This is a genomic window from Streptomyces racemochromogenes (assembly GCF_039535215.1).
Taxonomy (GTDB): Bacteria; Actinomycetota; Actinomycetes; order Streptomycetales; family Streptomycetaceae; genus Streptomyces; species Streptomyces racemochromogenes.
The window spans coordinates 5,652,222-5,666,628 of the sequence record NZ_BAAAWT010000001.1; the positions used below are offsets into that span (position 1 = coordinate 5,652,222).

Genomic DNA, 14,407 nt, shown 5'->3' on the forward strand with positions numbered 1-14,407 from the left:
GGCACCCGCGGCCGACTGCTTTACCGCCCCGCATTCACGGCCGGCCTTGGCCCCGCCCTTTTCAGCCGGTGACAAGGCGAATTCAATGACTGAAATGATCTCCCCACCAGCGCGGAGTGGTTCTAGGCTCTTCCGTACCGCCGGTCGCGCAGCGCGGGGACGGGCACCGCACACGACGCACCGGAGCACCAGCGGTACTTGAGCGCCGCTCCCGAACGGGAGCGCCGCCGGGCAAGGAGGGCCGCATGACCGTACGGCGAGTAATGGGGATCGAAACGGAGTACGGGATCTCCGTTCCGGGGCACCCGAACGCCAATGCCATGCTCACCTCGTCCCAGATCGTCAACGCCTACGCGGCGGCGATGCACCGGGCGCGACGCGCCCGCTGGGATTTCGAGGAGGAGAATCCGCTGCGGGACGCCCGCGGCTTCGACCTCGCCCGCGAGGCCGCCGACAGCAGCCAGCTGACCGACGAGGACATCGGCCTCGCCAACGTCATCCTCACGAACGGCGCGCGCCTCTACGTCGACCACGCCCACCCCGAGTACAGCTCGCCCGAGGTCACCAACCCCCTCGACGCCGTCCTCTGGGACAAGGCCGGCGAACGGATCATGGCCGAGGCCGCCGAGCGGGCCGCCCAGCTGCCCGGCGCCCAGCCGATCCACCTCTACAAGAACAACACCGACAACAAGGGCGCCTCCTACGGCACGCACGAGAACTACCTGATGAAGCGGGAGACCCCCTTCTCGGACATCGTGCGCCACCTGACCCCCTTCTTCGTCTCCCGCCAGGTCGTCACCGGGGCCGGCCGCATCGGCATCGGCCAGGACGGCCGCGAGCACGGCTTCCAGATCAGCCAGCGGGCCGACTACTTCGAGGTCGAGGTCGGGCTGGAGACCACCCTCAAGCGGCCCATCATCAACACCCGCGACGAACCCCACTCGGACGCCGAGAAGTACCGCCGCCTCCACGTGATCATCGGCGACGCGAACCTCTCCGAGATCTCCACGTACCTCAAGCTGGGCACGACCGCGCTCGTCCTGTCCATGATCGAGGACGGCTTCATCAACGTCGACCTCGCCGTGGACCAGCCCGTCCGCACCCTCCACCAGGTCTCCCACGACCCCTCCCTCCAGCACCTCATCACGCTGCGCAGCGGGCGCACCCTGACCGCCGTACAGCTCCAGATGGAGTACTTCGAGCTGGCCAGGAAGTACGTGGACGAGCGGTTCGGGACGGACGCGGACGAGCAGACCAAGGACGTCCTGGGACGCTGGGAGGACGTACTGGGCCGGCTGGAGACCGACCCGATGAGCCTGGCCGGGGAGCTGGACTGGATCGCCAAGCGGGAGATCCTGGAGGGCTACCGGCGCCGTGACGGTCTCGACTGGGACGCGGCCCGCCTCCACCTGGTGGACCTCCAGTACTCGGACGTACGGCCCGAGAAGGGCCTGTACAACCGCCTGGCCGCCCGCGGCAAGATGAAGCGGCTGCTGGACGAGCCGGCGGTGGAGCGGGCCGAGAGCAAGCCGCCGGAGGACACCCGGGCGTACTTCCGCGGCCGGTGTCTGGAGCAGTACGCGGACGACGTGGCGGCGGCGTCCTGGGACTCGGTGATCTTCGACCTCCCGGGCCGCGACTCCCTCCAGCGGGTCCCCACCCTGGAGCCCCTCCGGGGGACCCGCAACCACGTCAAGGAGCTCCTGGACCGCTGCCGCACGGCGGAGGACCTGGTCCGGGTGCTTTCCGGACAGTGAATGCCGCCTTCGGGGCCTGAAAGGGCCCCGGCCCGGGAATCATGAAGGCACCCGGACGTTGTGAAAGTACGGGGACGAACGCCGGGCCCTCCTTGTAGGGTCCGACGTAGGGTCTGATCTTGAGAGGTCCCGAATCCCGGGGTCTCTCCGTGTGAGCGTGCGAACCGAGCGGGGTGAGGTAGACATGGCGACCAAGGACACCGGCGGCGGACAGCAGAAGGCCACTCGCTCGACCGAAGAGGTCGAGGAGCAGGCCGCGGAAGCGCAGTCCGACCTCAAGGAGCGGCAGGAGAAGCTCTCCGACGACGTCGACTCGGTTCTTGACGAGATTGACGATGTACTCGAGGAGAATGCTGAGGACTTCGTGCGGTCGTTCGTTCAGAAGGGTGGCCAGTAGGCCCCTTTTGCCTTCGATTCGAAGGTCTGACTGCCTTAGTGATCATCAGACGGGTATGGTCCGAGGCGCACTGTCCGGCTGCCGCGCAGCCATGGGGCGGTACAAGGATCGGCCGGACGTCATGAGGCGTGCAGCCGCTTACGTGGAAGGAAACCTGTGGAACCCAACACTCGTAGCACAGGGCGTCTACCGGCAGCCTTCCTGACGCCGGGGTCGTCGTCCTTCATGGACTTCCTGGGTGCGCACGCGCCCGAGATGCTGCCGGGGAACCGGCGGCTGCCCGAGGGGATCGTCGAGGCGCCGCACGGGACGACCATCGTCGCCGTGACCTTCCCCGGCGGGGTCGTGCTCGCCGGTGACCGGCGGGCGACGATGGGGAACATGATCGCGCAGCGGGACATCGAGAAGGTGTTCCCGGCCGACGAGTACTCCGCGGTCGGCATCGCCGGTACGGCCGGCCTGGCCGTGGAGATGGTCAAGCTGTTCCAGCTGGAGCTGGAGCACTTCGAGAAGGTCGAGGGGGCGACTCTGTCGCTCGAGGGCAAGGCCAACCGGCTCTCGACCATGATCCGGAGCAATCTGGGCATGGCCATGCAGGGGCTCGCCGTCGTGCCGCTGTTCGCGGGCTACGACGAGGCCAAGGAGAAGGGCCGGATCTTCTCCTACGACGTGACCGGCGGCCGCTCCGAGGAGCACGGCTACGCCGCCACCGGTTCCGGTTCGATCTTCGCCCGGGGTTCGATGAAGAAGCTGTACCGCCCCGACCTGTCGGAGGAGCAGGCCACCACGCTGGTCGTGCAGGCGCTGTACGACGCCGCCGACGACGACTCGGCGACCGGCGGGCCGGACCTGTACCGCCACATCTACCCCATCGTCACCGTCATCACCGACGAGGGCTTCCGCAGGCTGGACGAGGACGAGTCGCAGGAGCTCGCCCGCAAGGTGACGGACCGTCGGCTCCAGGAGCCCGACGGACCGCGCGCCGCCCTGCTCTGACCATCCTCGTCTCGCGCCCAGGCGCCCAGAAGAAAGGGACGGATAACCGGTGTCGACTCCGTTCTATGTGTCACCCCAGCAGGCCATGGCCGACCGGGCGGAATACGCCCGGAAGGGCATCGCCCGCGGCCGCAGCCTCGTCGTGCTGCAGTACGCCGACGGCATCGTGTTCGTCGGCGAGAACCCGTCCCGTGCGCTGCACAAGTTCAGCGAGATCTACGACCGGATCGGCTTCGCGGCCGCCGGCAAGTACAACGAGTACGAGAACCTGCGGATCGGCGGCGTGCGCTACGCCGATCTGCGCGGGTACACCTACGACCGTGACGACGTGACGGCGCGCGGTCTGGCCAACGTGTACGCGCAGACGCTCGGCACGATCTTCTCCTCGGCCGGCGAGAAGCCGTACGAGGTGGAGCTGGTCGTGGCCGAGGTCGGTGCGACGGCCGCGGGTGACCAGATCTACCGGCTGCCGCACGACGGCTCGATCGTGGACGAGCACGGTTCGGTCGCGGTCGGCGGGAACGCCGAGCAGATCAGCACCTACCTGGACCAGCGGCACCAGGACGGGATGAGCCTGCCGGACGCGCTGAAGCTGGCGGTGCAGGCGCTGTCGAGTCAGGCGAACGGTGCGGACAAGGCCATTCCGGCGGAGCGGCTGGAGGTCGCGGTACTGGACCGTACGCGGTCGCAGCAGCGCAAGTTCAAGCGGATCCGGGGCCGTCAGCTGGCGCGGCTGCTGGAGGCGGACGTCCCGGCGGCGGTGCAGGCGGATGCCGTCTCGAACGACGAGGCGTCGGAGGACGACGCCGAGTAGGCGGTGGTGCGTGGGCCCCGGCCCGCCCCGTGAGGGGTGGGCCGGGGCTTTCGCGTGTCCGGGGCCTCAGGCGGCGGGGGCGGGGCCGGTGGAGTCGCGGACGGTGAGGCGGACGGGGATCTCGGGGGCGGTCCAGGGGGTGCCGTCGAGGACGGCGAGGAGGGCGGTCATGCCCTGTTCGCCGACGCGTTCGGCGGGGAGGGCGACGGTGGTGAGCTCGGGTTCGACGGCGGTGGCGAGGGCGAGGTCGTCGACGCCGGTGACGGAGAGGTCCTCGGGGACGCGCAGGCCCAGGCGCCGGGCGGCCTTGCAGACGCCGGCGGCGAGGATGTCGTCGTCGCAGATGACGGCGGTGGGCCGGTCGGCGGGGTCGGCGAGGGCGGTCCCGGCGACCTCCCGGGCGGCCTCGACGGTGAGTGCGGCCCGGGCGGTGCGCAGGGTGGCGTGGGGGCGCAGGAGGGTGGCGAGGGCCTGGGCGCGGATGTCGAAGGTCCAGGTGTCGACGTCGGCGGCGAGGTGGAGGAAGTGGCGGTGGCCGAGGCCGAGGAGGTGGTGGGTGACCTGGTGCATGCCGTCGGTGATGGCGAGGTTGACGTGGGCGGCGGCGCGGCCGGAGGCGGGGTCGCTGTCGAGCATGACGAGGGGGAGGCCGTCGCCGCCGAGGGCGTCGAGGGCGTCGGTGGCCATGGAGGAGGCGATGACGCCGTCGAGGGCGGCGCGGGCGGAGGCGAAGGGGTCGCGGGCGGGGCCGGTGCCTTCGGGGGAGGGGTAGAGGACGACGCCGAAGCCGTGTTCGGCGGCGACGCGGGCGGCGCCGGTGTAGACGCGGGCGAAGAACTCGTTGGTGAGGGCGGGGACGACGAGGAGTGCGGTGCGGGTGCTGCCGAGGCGGAGGTTGCGGGCGGCGAGGTTGGGGCGGTAGCCGAGGGTGGTGGCGGCTTCGCGGACGAGGGCGGCGGTGCGTTCGGAGACGCGGCCGCGCCATTTGTCGCCGAGGACGAGGGAGACGGTGGCCTGGGAGACCCCGGCGGCGGTGGCGACGTCGCGGCTGGTGGGTCTCGTCACAGGTAGCTCCTGGAATGCGAGGTGGGGCGGGTGTGGGGGGGTCGCCGGGTGGACCCCGGGTCTGCCGCCATGGTACGTATGACGTGTCTCGTTATACGTATTACCTCGGGCGTGGGTCCGGGCAGAAGGGGGCGGTCATGGCCGCGGGTTACGCGGAGCTGCTCAGGACCAGGTATGCCGCGAGGCTGCTGGCGGGCACCTTGATAGGCCGGCTGCCGAACGCCACGGCGGCGATCGCGATCGTCCTCTTCGTCCGGGACCAGGGCGGCAGCTACAGCCTGGCGGGCGCGCTGGCGGCCGTGTACGGGGTCGCCAACGCCGTCGGCCAGCCGCTGCTGGGCCGGGCGGTGGACCTGTACGGGCAGCCGCGCGTGCAGCTGCCGGCGGCCCTGGTGTCGGCGGCGGGGATGGTCTGGCTCGCGCTGGCCGGTACGGGCTCGGTGGCGGCCGCGTACGCCGCGATGGTGGTCGCCGGTCTGTTCACCCCGCCGCTGGAGGGCGGCCTGCGGGCGCTGTGGCCGGGGGTGCTGGGCGGCCGTGAGGAGCGGGTGCACGCGGCGTACGCGATGGACGCGGTGGCCCAGGAGATCATGTACACGGTCGGGCCGCTGCTGGTCACCCTGTGCGTGGCCCTGTGGTCCCCGGCGGTGGCGCTGCTGGTGCTGAACGGCGTCGGTCTGGTCGGCGTGCTGGTGGTGGTGCTCTCGAAGCCTTCGCGGACCTGGCGTTCGGCGCCGCGCGAGGCGCACTGGCTGGGCGCGCTGCGCTCGCGCGGGCTGCTGGCGCTGCTGGGGGCGTTCTTCTTCATCGGCATGGCGCTGGGCTCGATCGCGGTGGCGGCGGTGGCGTACGCGGACGAGAACGGCGGGCAGGCGGTGTACGGCTGGCTGATGGCGGCGGTGGGCCTGGGCGCGCTGGTCGGCGGGGTGTTCTACGGGGCGCGGCAGTGGGCCGGGGCGCCGGAGCGGCGGCTGCGGCTGCTGGTGGCGTTGCTGGCCGTCTGCTACCTGCCGCTGCTGCTGGACGTGGGTCCGGTGGCGATGACGGCGCTGGCGGCGCTGGCGGGCGTGTTCCTGGCGCCTTCGCTGGCGTGTGCGTTCATCGTGGTGGACCGGCACGCGCCGGCGGGCACGGTGACGGAGGCCTTCTCCTGGCTGGTGACCTTCTTCGGGGTCGGTGCGGCGATCGGTACGGCGGCGGCGGGTCCGGCGCTGGAACGGGGTGGTGTGCCGGCCGGTTTCGCGGTGGCCTGTGGTGGTGGCGCGGCGGCGCTGCTGGTGCTGATGCTGACTCAGCGGGCGATGGCCGGTGCGGGGCGCAGCCGTGCGGTGGCGGGGTCGGCGGAGGGTGCGGCGGAGGCCGTCCGGGAGCCGTTGATCAAGAACTGACCGGAACGCCGTTCTCGAACTCGGTTTCAGAAGTGTGCGGAAGGCGTAATGTTCAGTCATGGACCGCCGCATTTTCGGGCTGGAGAACGAGTACGGCGTCACGTGCACGTTCAGGGGACAGCGCCGACTGTCTCCTGACGAAGTGGCGCGCTACCTCTTCCGCCGTGTTGTGTCATGGGGCCGCAGCAGCAATGTCTTCCTGCGGAACGGCGCCCGCCTCTACCTCGACGTGGGTTCGCATCCGGAATATGCAACACCCGAATGCGACAACCTGACCGAACTGGTCACTCACGACAAGGCGGGCGAGCGCATTCTCGAGGGCCTGCTCGTCGACGCCGAACGCCGCCTGCACGAGGAGGGAATCGCGGGCGACGTCTACCTCTTCAAGAACAACACCGACTCGGCGGGCAATTCGTACGGCTGTCATGAGAACTATCTCGTGGCCCGGCACGGAGAATTCTCCCGCCTCGCGGACATCCTGATTCCGTTCCTCGTCACGCGGCAGCTGATCTGCGGCGCGGGCAAGGTGCTGCAGACGCCCAGGGGCGCGGTCTACTGCGTCAGCCAGCGGGCCGAGCACATCTGGGAGGGCGTCAGTTCCGCCACGACCCGTTCCCGTCCGATCATCAACACCCGCGACGAGCCGCACGCCGACGCGGAGCGCTACCGCAGGCTGCACGTCATCGTCGGTGACTCGAACATGTCCGAGACGACGATGCTGCTCAAGGTGGGTGCCACCGATCTCGTCCTGCGCATGATCGAGGCGGGGACGGTGATGCGGGACCTGACCCTGGAGAACCCGATCCGGGCGATCCGGGAGGTCAGCCACGACATCACGGGCCAGCGCAAGGTGCGCCTGGCTTCCGGCCGGGAGGCCTCGGCGCTGGAGATCCAGCGGGAGTACTTCGACAAGGCGCTCGACTTCGCCGACCGGCGGGGCATCAACACGGGCGTCGTGGCGCAGGTGCTGGAGCTGTGGGGCCGCACGCTGGAGGCCGTCGAGGCGCAGGACCTGGACCGGATCGGCACCGAGATCGACTGGGTGATGAAGTACCAGCTGATCGAGCGGTACCGGGCCAAGCACAACATGACGATGTCCAACCCGCGGGTCGCCCAGATAGACCTCGCGTACCACGACATCCACCGTCGCCGGGGCCTGTACTACCTGCTGGAGCGCAAGGGGCAGGCGGCGCGGGTGTGCAACGACCTGAAGATCTTCGAGGGCAAGTCGGTGCCCCCGCAGACCACCCGGGCCAGGTTGCGCGGCGACTTCATCCGCCGGGCGCAGGAGCAGCGGCGGGACTTCACGGTCGACTGGGTGCACCTGAAGCTCAATGACCAGGCGCAGCGCACGGTTCTGTGCAAGGACCCGTTCCGGTCGGTGGACGACCGGGTGGAGAAGCTGATCGCCGGGATGTGACGCGGTCCGGCCGGGAACCCCGTACGCGGTGGCGTGCGGGGTTCCCGCACGCCACCGCCTTGTCGCGCAGGGGTCAGCCCGTAGAGTGGGCCGCTACGACGGACCATTCCAGCGACCCTGAGGACCATTGTGCGACGCCGACTTGCTGCCGCGCTCATCGTGCCGGCTCTGATGCTCACCGCGGCCTGCGGAGGGGGCGACGACGAGAAGAAGGACTCCTCGGCGTCCCCGTCGGCCAGTGCCGGCAAGACCGAGGTGCCGAAGGCGGTGGCGTCGGCCGACCCGATGCCGACGGTCGCCGGTGAGGCCGGCAAGAAGGCGGAGATCACCGTCCCCAAGGGCGAGCCGAGCGGCAAGTTCGTGGTGAACACCGTCAAGGAGGGCAGCGGGCCGGAGATCAAGAAGGACGATCTCGTGGTCACGAAGTACACGGGCAAGGTCTGGAAGAGCGGCAAGGAGCTGAGCGGCTCCTACGACGAGAACGGCCAGCCGCTCGTCGTCCCGGCGGGTTCGCCGCAGATCCTGCCGCTGTTCAGTGACGCGGTGCTGGGCAAGAAGGTCGGCAGCCGTCTGCTGGTCGTGGCCCCGCCGGCGGCGGCCTTCGGTGAGCAGGGCCAGCCGCAGCTGGGCGTCGGCCCGAAGGACAACCTGGTGTTCGTCCTCGACGTGGACTCCGTGCTGCCGAAGAAGGCCGAGGGGACCCAGGCGCCGATCGCGTCCGACCTCCCGCAGGTGAAGGCCGACGAGGACAAGGCCGCGACGATCACGATCCCGAAGAACGACCCGCCGAAGGAGCTGGTCGACAAGGTCCTGATCGAGGGCAAGGGTCCCGAGGTCAAGAACGGCCAGACCGTCTACATGCAGTACAGCGGTGCGGCGTGGGCCCCGAACCAGGGCAAGGACTCGGCGAAGCTGTTCGACACCTCGTGGAAGACCGGTCAGCCGTTCTCGACGAAGATCGGCCAGGGTCAGGTCATCGAGGGCTGGGACAAGGGCCTGGTGGGCAAGAAGGTCGGCAGCCGCGTGCTGCTGGTGATCCCGCCGGAGATGGCGTACAAGGACCAGGCCAAGGGTGAGGACCTGCCGGCCAACTCCACCCTCGTCTTCGTCGTCGACATCGTCGGAGCAGTGTAAGACTGTTCCGGTTGTACATCGTTTCGTACGTATGAGGAGCAGTTCCGTGCGCGAGCTCGAGAAGCCCGAGATCGACTTCCCCGAGGGTCCGGCCCCGGCCGACCTGGTCATCGAGGACATCTGGGAGGGCGACGGCCCGGTGGCCGAGGCCGGCAAGAAGGTCTCGGTCCACTACGTGGGCGTGGCCTTCTCCTCCGGTGAGGAGTTCGACGCCTCCTGGAACCGCGGCGCCCCGCTGGAGTTCATCCTGGGCATCGGCCAGGTCATCCCGGGCTGGGACCAGGGTGTCCAGGGCATGAAGGTCGGCGGCCGTCGCAAGCTGACCATCCCGGCCCACCTCGCCTACGGCGAGCGCGGTGCCGGCGGCGCCATCAAGCCGAACGAGACGCTGATCTTCGTCTGCGACCTGATGCGCGTCTGATCTCACCCGCTGTGATCACCGAGGGCCCCCGCCGTGAGGCGGGGGCCCTCGCTTTTGCCGGGGACCGTGGGGGCGGTACGGTCAACGGTCACGAGTGTGTGCCGAAGAGTGGGGGGAAGGGCGTCGATGGCGATCGCCAAGGCCGAGCGGCTGATGAACCTGGCGCTGTGCCTGCTGGGGACGCGCCGTCCCCTCAGCAAGCGTGAGCTGCGCGGTTCCATCGAGGCCTACCTCGAAGCAGGGAACGACGAGTCCTTCAACCGGATGTTCGAGCGGGACAAGGACGATCTGCGCGAGCTCGGTCTGGTGATCGAGACCGTGGAGAACCTGGAGGGCGAGACCGGCTACCTGGCCCGCCGGGACAGCAACCGGCTGCCGCCCGTCTCCCTGGATGCCGAGGAGGCCGCCGCCCTGGGGCTGGCGGCCAAGGTGTGGCAGCAGGCGCGCCTGGCCGGGGCGGCCAGCGGCGCGCTGCAGAAGCTCCGCGCGGGCGGGATGCCGGAGGCGGGCGACCCGTACGAGGGCCAGCACAGCGCCATCGAACCGCGGATCCCGGTCCACGAGGCGGCCTTCGAGCCGCTGATGCTGGCCTGCCGCGACCGGCGGCCGGTGGTGTTCGAGTACCGCAAGTCCAACGCCGCCCGGCCCGAGCCCCGGCAGGTGGAGCCGTGGGCCCTGGAGTGCTGGCGCGGTCACTGGTACCTGGCCGGCTACGACCGCGACCGCGGGGCGGAGCGGGTCTTCCGGCTCTCCCGGATCACCGGCAAGGTCCGCTCCCGGGCCGGGAAGTACACCGCCGACGTACCGGACGTGGTGACCGTGCGGGAGACCGTGGCGGCCTGGGCCGGTGAGGGCGCCGAGCGTTCGGCGCTGATCCGGCTGCGCGCCGGGGCGGGCTACCCGCTGCGGGCCAAGGCCACGGCCGTGCGTGAGGGCGGCGACGGCTGGGACGAGCTGGAGATCCCCTACGGGCACGGGCTGGACGCCTGGCTCGTGGAGTTCGGCCCCGACGTCGTCGTGGTGGGGCCGGCCGACCTGCGGGCCGACGTGGTGGACCGGCTCCGCGCCGTCGCCCGGGGCTGAACCCGCCCGAACAACAACAGCAGCAACGCCCTGAGGGGGAGACGTAGCAGCATGGCCGCCAACGCCATCGACCAGACCCGCCGGATGCTGTCCCTGGTGACCTACCTGCGCGAGCGCCCCGGCGCGCACGTCGCGGACGTCGCCCGCGCCTTCGGGATCACCGAGGACGAGCTGATCTCGGACCTCGACGTGCTGCCCATGTGCGGCACCAGCTTCCGCGGCGGGGACCTGCTCGACATCGACACCGACGGCGACCGCATCTGGTGGCACAACGCCGACGCCTCGGGGGAGTCCACCGCCGAGCCGCTGCGGCTCGCCGCCGACGAGGCCACCTCCCTGCTGGTCGCCGCCCGGGCGGTCGCGACCCTGCCGGGGCTGCGGGAGAGCGACCGGGACGCGCTCCTGCGGGCCACCGCCAAGCTGGAGGCCGCCGCCGGCGAGGCCGCCGGGGCCAGCTCCCGGCTGTCGGTGACCTTCGAGTCCGAGGGCGGCGTTTTCGCGGACGTCGACCGGGCCATCTCCGAGCGGCGCCGGCTCTGGCTGCGCTACTACTCGCCCGCCCGCGACGAGCTCACCGAGCGCACCGTCGACCCGATCCGCCTCTTCGCCGTCGGGCACACCTACCTGGAGGGGTGGTGCCACCTGTCCGAGGCCCGGCGCACCTTCCGGCTCGACCGGGTCGCCGAGATCCGCCTCCTCGACGAGCGGGCCGAGCCGCCCGCCATCGAGCCCCGCGACCTGTCGGTGGGCCTGGTGCAGCCGGCCGCCGAGGACCCGGAGGTGGTGGTCGAGGTGGGCCCCGGCGGCCGCTGGGTCGCCGAGTACTACCCGCACGACAGCGCCGAGGAGCTCACCGACGGCGGCCTGCGGATCACGCTGCGCAGCCCCGACCCGGCCTCGCTGCGCCGGCTCGCGCTGCGCCTGGGCCGCGACGGTCGGATCGTGTCGCCTCCGGAGCTGGCGGACAGCGCCCGGAAGGCCGCTGGAGAGGCACTCGCGGGGTACGGGGAACAGGTCTAGGGGGAGCGGGAGCGATGTCGCGGTCAGCAGGTCTCGTACCGGTCACGTTCAAGGCGGCATGTCCCGAGTGCCGGGCGCGCTTCGAGCTCGCGGCGGACGCGCTGCGGCTGGCGATCGGCGGCAGCCGGCGCGCCACCTTCTACTCCTTCACCTGCCCCGAGTGCGCGGCGGCCGTCCGCAAACCCGCCGGTGAGCGCATCGTGGAGCTCCTGACGGGCGGGGGAGTGAGCACCCTGCGCAGCGTGTGAGGGGGGCGCGCTAGGCTCTGGGCATGCTGTGGCCGATGCTCGCGATCGTCCTGGGGTTCCTCGGGCTCGCCGTCCTGTCCGTCCTCGCCCTGCGGGTCTTCCTGGAGGTGCGGCGGCTGGCCGGGCAGGTCGCGCTGGCCAGCCGCCGGATCACCGAGGCCTCGGGCGACCTGGAACGGGCCGCCGCCGACCTCGCCCGGGCCGGGCGGGCGGCGGCCCCGTAGCGGTCGCGCCACGAGCATGTAGTCCTCTGGATATGGAAACCGCGGAGCCGGACCCGTACCGTCGGTGCGGCAGGCACTCGCGGGTACCCCCGGGGATTGCCGGGCGTTAACCCTCGGGGGTTACGATCCATGTCAGAGCGGTACCGGATCTTTGTCCGGTATCGCCCAAGGCCACCACAACCAGCCGTTTCGGTGAGAAGGAAGACACACATGATCGGCAATCTGAAGCCCCTTGAGATCCTTCTGATCATCGCTGTCATCGTGCTGCTGTTCGGCGCCAAGAAGCTCCCCGAGATGGCCCGCTCGCTCGGCAAGTCGGCCCGCATCCTCAAGAGCGAGGCCAAGGCCATGAAGAAGGACGGCGAGGCCGACGCCGACGCCGCTCCCGCCGCCGACCAGGCCGCGCAGCAGCCCGTGGCCCCCCGGACCATCCAGGCCTCGCCCGGTGACGTCACCAGCGCCCGGCCGGTGAACGAGACCAACCGCACCACCCAGGGCTGACGCGCGGCGGTCGCCCGTCACGCCAGTCACTGCAACGAGACAAGGGACGTGGGTTGCTCAAGTCTGCCCGCAAGCAGGGGAAAAAGGACCGGCAGGCGAAGGACGCCGAAGGGCGGATGCCGCTCGTCGAGCACCTGCGTGAGCTGAGGAACCGGCTGCTGAAGTCGGTTCTGGCGATCGTCGTGATCACGGTGGTCGCGGCCTACTACTACCGGCCGATCATCGACTTCCTGCTGGAGCCGATGCTGTCGTCCGTGGGCTGCACCAACGGCGCCACGCACCAGCGCAACGGCGCCCCCTGCGCCGAGATGACCACCAACGGCCTGACCGCGCCCTTCTCCATCGCGCTGAAGGTCGGCCTGTCCGCGGGCATCGTCTTCTCCGCCCCGGTCTGGCTGTACCAGCTGTGGGCGTTCGCCGCCCCCGGCCTGCACAGGAACGAGAAGAAGTACGCGCTGAGCTTCGTCGCCGTCGGCGCGCCGCTCTTCGTCGCCGGCGCGGTCCTCGCGTACAAGATCCTGCCGCAGACCGCGGAGATCCTCCTCGGGTTCACCCCCGACCACGTCAAGAACCTGCTCCCGGTCGACGACTACCTCGACCTGGTCACGCGCATGGTCGTGGTCTTCGGCCTCGCCTTCGAGCTGCCGCTGATGCTGGTGCTGCTGAACTTCACCGGCGTCCTCACCGCGAAGCGGCTGGGCAGCTGGTGGCGCGCCATGGTGCTCGGCATCACGGTCTTCTCGGCCTTCGCGACGCCCACCGGCGACCCGCTCACCATGCTCACGCTCGCCTCCCCGATCGTCGCCCTCTACTTCATCGCCCTGGGCATCTGCCTGCTGAACGACCGCAGGCGCCGGCGCGACGACCCTGACGCCGGGCTCGACGACGACGAGGCATCCGAGCTGGACCTGACCCCGGCCCCGATCGGTGCCGCCGAAGCCGCCCCGTCCGCTTCCTCGCTGCCCGGCCAGGACGACGGCGGACGCCGCCAGATCAACGGTTACGACGACGCCACCTGACAGGTAGGTTCCGGTGGGTGACCGCTGAGATCACCCTCTTCGTCAATCCCACCGCGGGACGCGGCCGGGGCGCGAACGCCGCGCGGCCGGCCGCTTCCGCGCTCCGGGCCGCCGGCTTCTGCGTACGGACCGTCGTCGGCACGGACGCCTCCGACGCCCTGGACCGGCTGCGCGCCGCCGTCCGCGGGGGCACCGGAGCGGTGATCGCGGTGGGCGGCGACGGGGTGGTCTCCCTCGCCCTCCAGGCCCTCGCCGGGACGCTGGTCCCGCTCGGCGTGGTCGCGGCCGGCACCGGCAACGACTTCGCCCGCTCCCTCGGGCTGCCCGTGGGCGACCCCGCGGGCGCCGGGCGGCTGGCCGCCGAGGCCCTCAAGGAGAGCCGCATCCGGGAGATCGACCTCGGCCGGGCGGCCGGCAGCTGGTACGGGACCGTGCTGTGCTCCGGCTTCGACTCGCGGGTCAACGACCGCGGCAACCGGATGCGGCTGCCGCTGGGGCGCTTCAAGTACGACCTGGCCATCGCCCTGGAGCTGGCCGCCTTCCGGCCCTTCCCCTACCGGATCACCCTCGACGACGGCCCGGTCATCGAGACCGAGGCCACCCTCGTCGCGGTGGGCAACGGCACCTCGTACGGCGGCGGGATGCGCATATGCGCCGACGCTCTGCCCGACGACGGGCTCTTCGACGTCACCGTGGTCGGCGACTGCGGCCGCGGCACCCTGCTCACGGTGTTCCCGCAGGTCTACAAGGGGACGCACCTGTCCCACCCCAAGGTCACCGTCCACCGCGCCGCCAAGGTCACCCTCGAAGCCCCGGACCTGACCGCCTACGCCGACGGGGAGCCGCTGGGCGCCCTCCCGGTGACCGCCGAGTGCGTTCCCGGGGCGGTCCGGCTCCTCACATAAATGATCGCGACTGTT

17 protein-coding genes are annotated in these 14,407 nt (G+C 70.8%); 16 read left to right on the top strand and 1 reads right to left on the bottom strand.

Features of this window, described 5'->3' with window-relative positions; translation table 11 throughout:
- Positions 1-245: 245 nt before the first annotated feature.
- The 5 genes from dop to prcA all read left to right on the top strand — a co-directional run bounded on the left by dop (position 246) and on the right by prcA (position 3,964).
- On the top strand, positions 246-1,757 hold the full coding sequence (dop, locus tag ABD973_RS25970; protein WP_125820605.1) for a depupylase/deamidase Dop: 1,512 nt from the start codon (positions 246-248) through the stop codon (positions 1,755-1,757).
- A 184-nt stretch (positions 1,758-1,941) separates the two neighbouring features.
- The gene (locus ABD973_RS25975) at positions 1,942-2,154 is read left to right on the top strand and encodes a ubiquitin-like protein Pup (RefSeq protein WP_042803062.1); all 213 of its coding nucleotides are present in this window, start codon (positions 1,942-1,944) and stop codon (positions 2,152-2,154) included.
- Positions 2,108-2,359, top strand: a complete 252-nt coding sequence (locus ABD973_RS25980) for an endonuclease domain-containing protein (RefSeq protein ID WP_345502376.1) — start codon at positions 2,108-2,110, stop codon at positions 2,357-2,359. The genes ABD973_RS25975 and ABD973_RS25980 overlap by 47 nt, the downstream gene beginning before the upstream one ends.
- Positions 2,311-3,150, top strand: coding sequence for a proteasome subunit beta (prcB, locus tag ABD973_RS25985; RefSeq protein ID WP_125820603.1), 840 nt, complete (start codon positions 2,311-2,313; stop codon positions 3,148-3,150). Before ABD973_RS25980 ends, prcB begins: the two co-directional genes overlap by 49 nt.
- A 49-nt stretch (positions 3,151-3,199) precedes the next feature.
- Complete coding sequence (gene prcA, locus ABD973_RS25990; protein ID WP_125598767.1) at positions 3,200-3,964, top strand: proteasome subunit alpha; 765 nt, start codon at positions 3,200-3,202, stop codon at positions 3,962-3,964.
- 66 nt (positions 3,965-4,030) lie between these two features.
- On the opposite strand, the gene ABD973_RS25995 is transcribed toward prcA, so the two are convergent.
- A complete protein-coding gene (locus ABD973_RS25995) occupies positions 4,031-5,029 on the bottom strand; it encodes a LacI family DNA-binding transcriptional regulator (RefSeq protein ID WP_125820602.1) in 999 nt (332 codons plus the stop codon).
- A 137-nt stretch (positions 5,030-5,166) separates the two neighbouring features.
- Between ABD973_RS25995 and ABD973_RS26000 the strand changes: the two genes are divergently transcribed.
- The 11 genes from ABD973_RS26000 to ABD973_RS26050 all read left to right on the top strand — a co-directional run bounded on the left by ABD973_RS26000 (position 5,167) and on the right by ABD973_RS26050 (position 14,392).
- Complete coding sequence (locus ABD973_RS26000) at positions 5,167-6,417, top strand: MFS transporter (RefSeq protein WP_125600204.1); 1,251 nt, start codon at positions 5,167-5,169, stop codon at positions 6,415-6,417.
- Between the two features lie 58 nt (positions 6,418-6,475).
- Positions 6,476-7,837: a Pup--protein ligase gene (gene pafA / locus ABD973_RS26005; protein ID WP_007263177.1), complete on the top strand. Its 1,362-nt coding sequence runs from the start codon at positions 6,476-6,478 to the stop codon at positions 7,835-7,837.
- 129 nt (positions 7,838-7,966) lie between these two features.
- Entirely contained in the window at positions 7,967-8,971 is a 1,005-nt protein-coding gene (locus tag ABD973_RS26010; RefSeq protein WP_345502381.1) for an FKBP-type peptidyl-prolyl cis-trans isomerase, read from the top strand.
- A gap of 31 nt (positions 8,972-9,002) precedes the next feature.
- Positions 9,003-9,392, top strand: coding sequence for an FKBP-type peptidyl-prolyl cis-trans isomerase (locus tag ABD973_RS26015; protein WP_125820600.1), 390 nt, complete (start codon positions 9,003-9,005; stop codon positions 9,390-9,392).
- 126 nt (positions 9,393-9,518) lie between these two features.
- Complete coding sequence (locus ABD973_RS26020) at positions 9,519-10,475, top strand: helix-turn-helix transcriptional regulator (protein WP_125820599.1); 957 nt, start codon at positions 9,519-9,521, stop codon at positions 10,473-10,475.
- A 51-nt stretch (positions 10,476-10,526) separates the two neighbouring features.
- Positions 10,527-11,495, top strand: a complete 969-nt coding sequence (locus tag ABD973_RS26025) for a helix-turn-helix transcriptional regulator (protein WP_125600214.1) — start codon at positions 10,527-10,529, stop codon at positions 11,493-11,495.
- A 14-nt stretch (positions 11,496-11,509) separates the two neighbouring features.
- Positions 11,510-11,743, top strand: a complete 234-nt coding sequence (locus tag ABD973_RS26030; protein WP_007263172.1) for a CpXC domain-containing protein — start codon at positions 11,510-11,512, stop codon at positions 11,741-11,743.
- Positions 11,744-11,766: 23 nt separating this feature from the next.
- Positions 11,767-11,967, top strand: a complete 201-nt coding sequence (locus ABD973_RS26035; protein ID WP_125600217.1) for a hypothetical protein — start codon at positions 11,767-11,769, stop codon at positions 11,965-11,967.
- Positions 11,968-12,177: 210 nt separating this feature from the next.
- Positions 12,178-12,468, top strand: a complete 291-nt coding sequence (gene tatA, locus ABD973_RS26040; protein WP_125600220.1) for a Sec-independent protein translocase subunit TatA — start codon at positions 12,178-12,180, stop codon at positions 12,466-12,468.
- A gap of 53 nt (positions 12,469-12,521) precedes the next feature.
- A complete protein-coding gene (gene tatC / locus ABD973_RS26045) occupies positions 12,522-13,487 on the top strand; it encodes a twin-arginine translocase subunit TatC (protein ID WP_125820598.1) in 966 nt (321 codons plus the stop codon).
- 17 nt (positions 13,488-13,504) lie between these two features.
- The gene (locus tag ABD973_RS26050; protein ID WP_345502386.1) at positions 13,505-14,392 is read left to right on the top strand and encodes a diacylglycerol kinase; all 888 of its coding nucleotides are present in this window, start codon (positions 13,505-13,507) and stop codon (positions 14,390-14,392) included.
- The last annotated feature ends 15 nt before the right edge of the window (positions 14,393-14,407 follow it).

Coding starts and splice junctions, on each gene's coding strand:
- ABD973_RS26020 (WP_125820599.1), top strand. CDS start 9,519: ATGGCGATCGCCAAGGCCGAGCGGCTGATGAACCTGGCGCTGTGCCTG.
- pafA (WP_007263177.1), top strand. CDS start 6,476: ATGGACCGCCGCATTTTCGGGCTGGAGAACGAGTACGGCGTCACGTGC.
- dop (WP_125820605.1), top strand. CDS start 246: ATGACCGTACGGCGAGTAATGGGGATCGAAACGGAGTACGGGATCTCC.
- ABD973_RS25980 (WP_345502376.1), top strand. CDS start 2,108: ATGCTGAGGACTTCGTGCGGTCGTTCGTTCAGAAGGGTGGCCAGTAGG.
- ABD973_RS26035 (WP_125600217.1), top strand. CDS start 11,767: ATGCTGTGGCCGATGCTCGCGATCGTCCTGGGGTTCCTCGGGCTCGCC.
- ABD973_RS26025 (WP_125600214.1), top strand. CDS start 10,527: ATGGCCGCCAACGCCATCGACCAGACCCGCCGGATGCTGTCCCTGGTG.
- ABD973_RS25975 (WP_042803062.1), top strand. CDS start 1,942: ATGGCGACCAAGGACACCGGCGGCGGACAGCAGAAGGCCACTCGCTCG.
- ABD973_RS26030 (WP_007263172.1), top strand. CDS start 11,510: ATGTCGCGGTCAGCAGGTCTCGTACCGGTCACGTTCAAGGCGGCATGT.
- ABD973_RS26000 (WP_125600204.1), top strand. CDS start 5,167: ATGGCCGCGGGTTACGCGGAGCTGCTCAGGACCAGGTATGCCGCGAGG.
- tatA (WP_125600220.1), top strand. CDS start 12,178: ATGATCGGCAATCTGAAGCCCCTTGAGATCCTTCTGATCATCGCTGTC.
- ABD973_RS26015 (WP_125820600.1), top strand. CDS start 9,003: ATGAGGAGCAGTTCCGTGCGCGAGCTCGAGAAGCCCGAGATCGACTTC.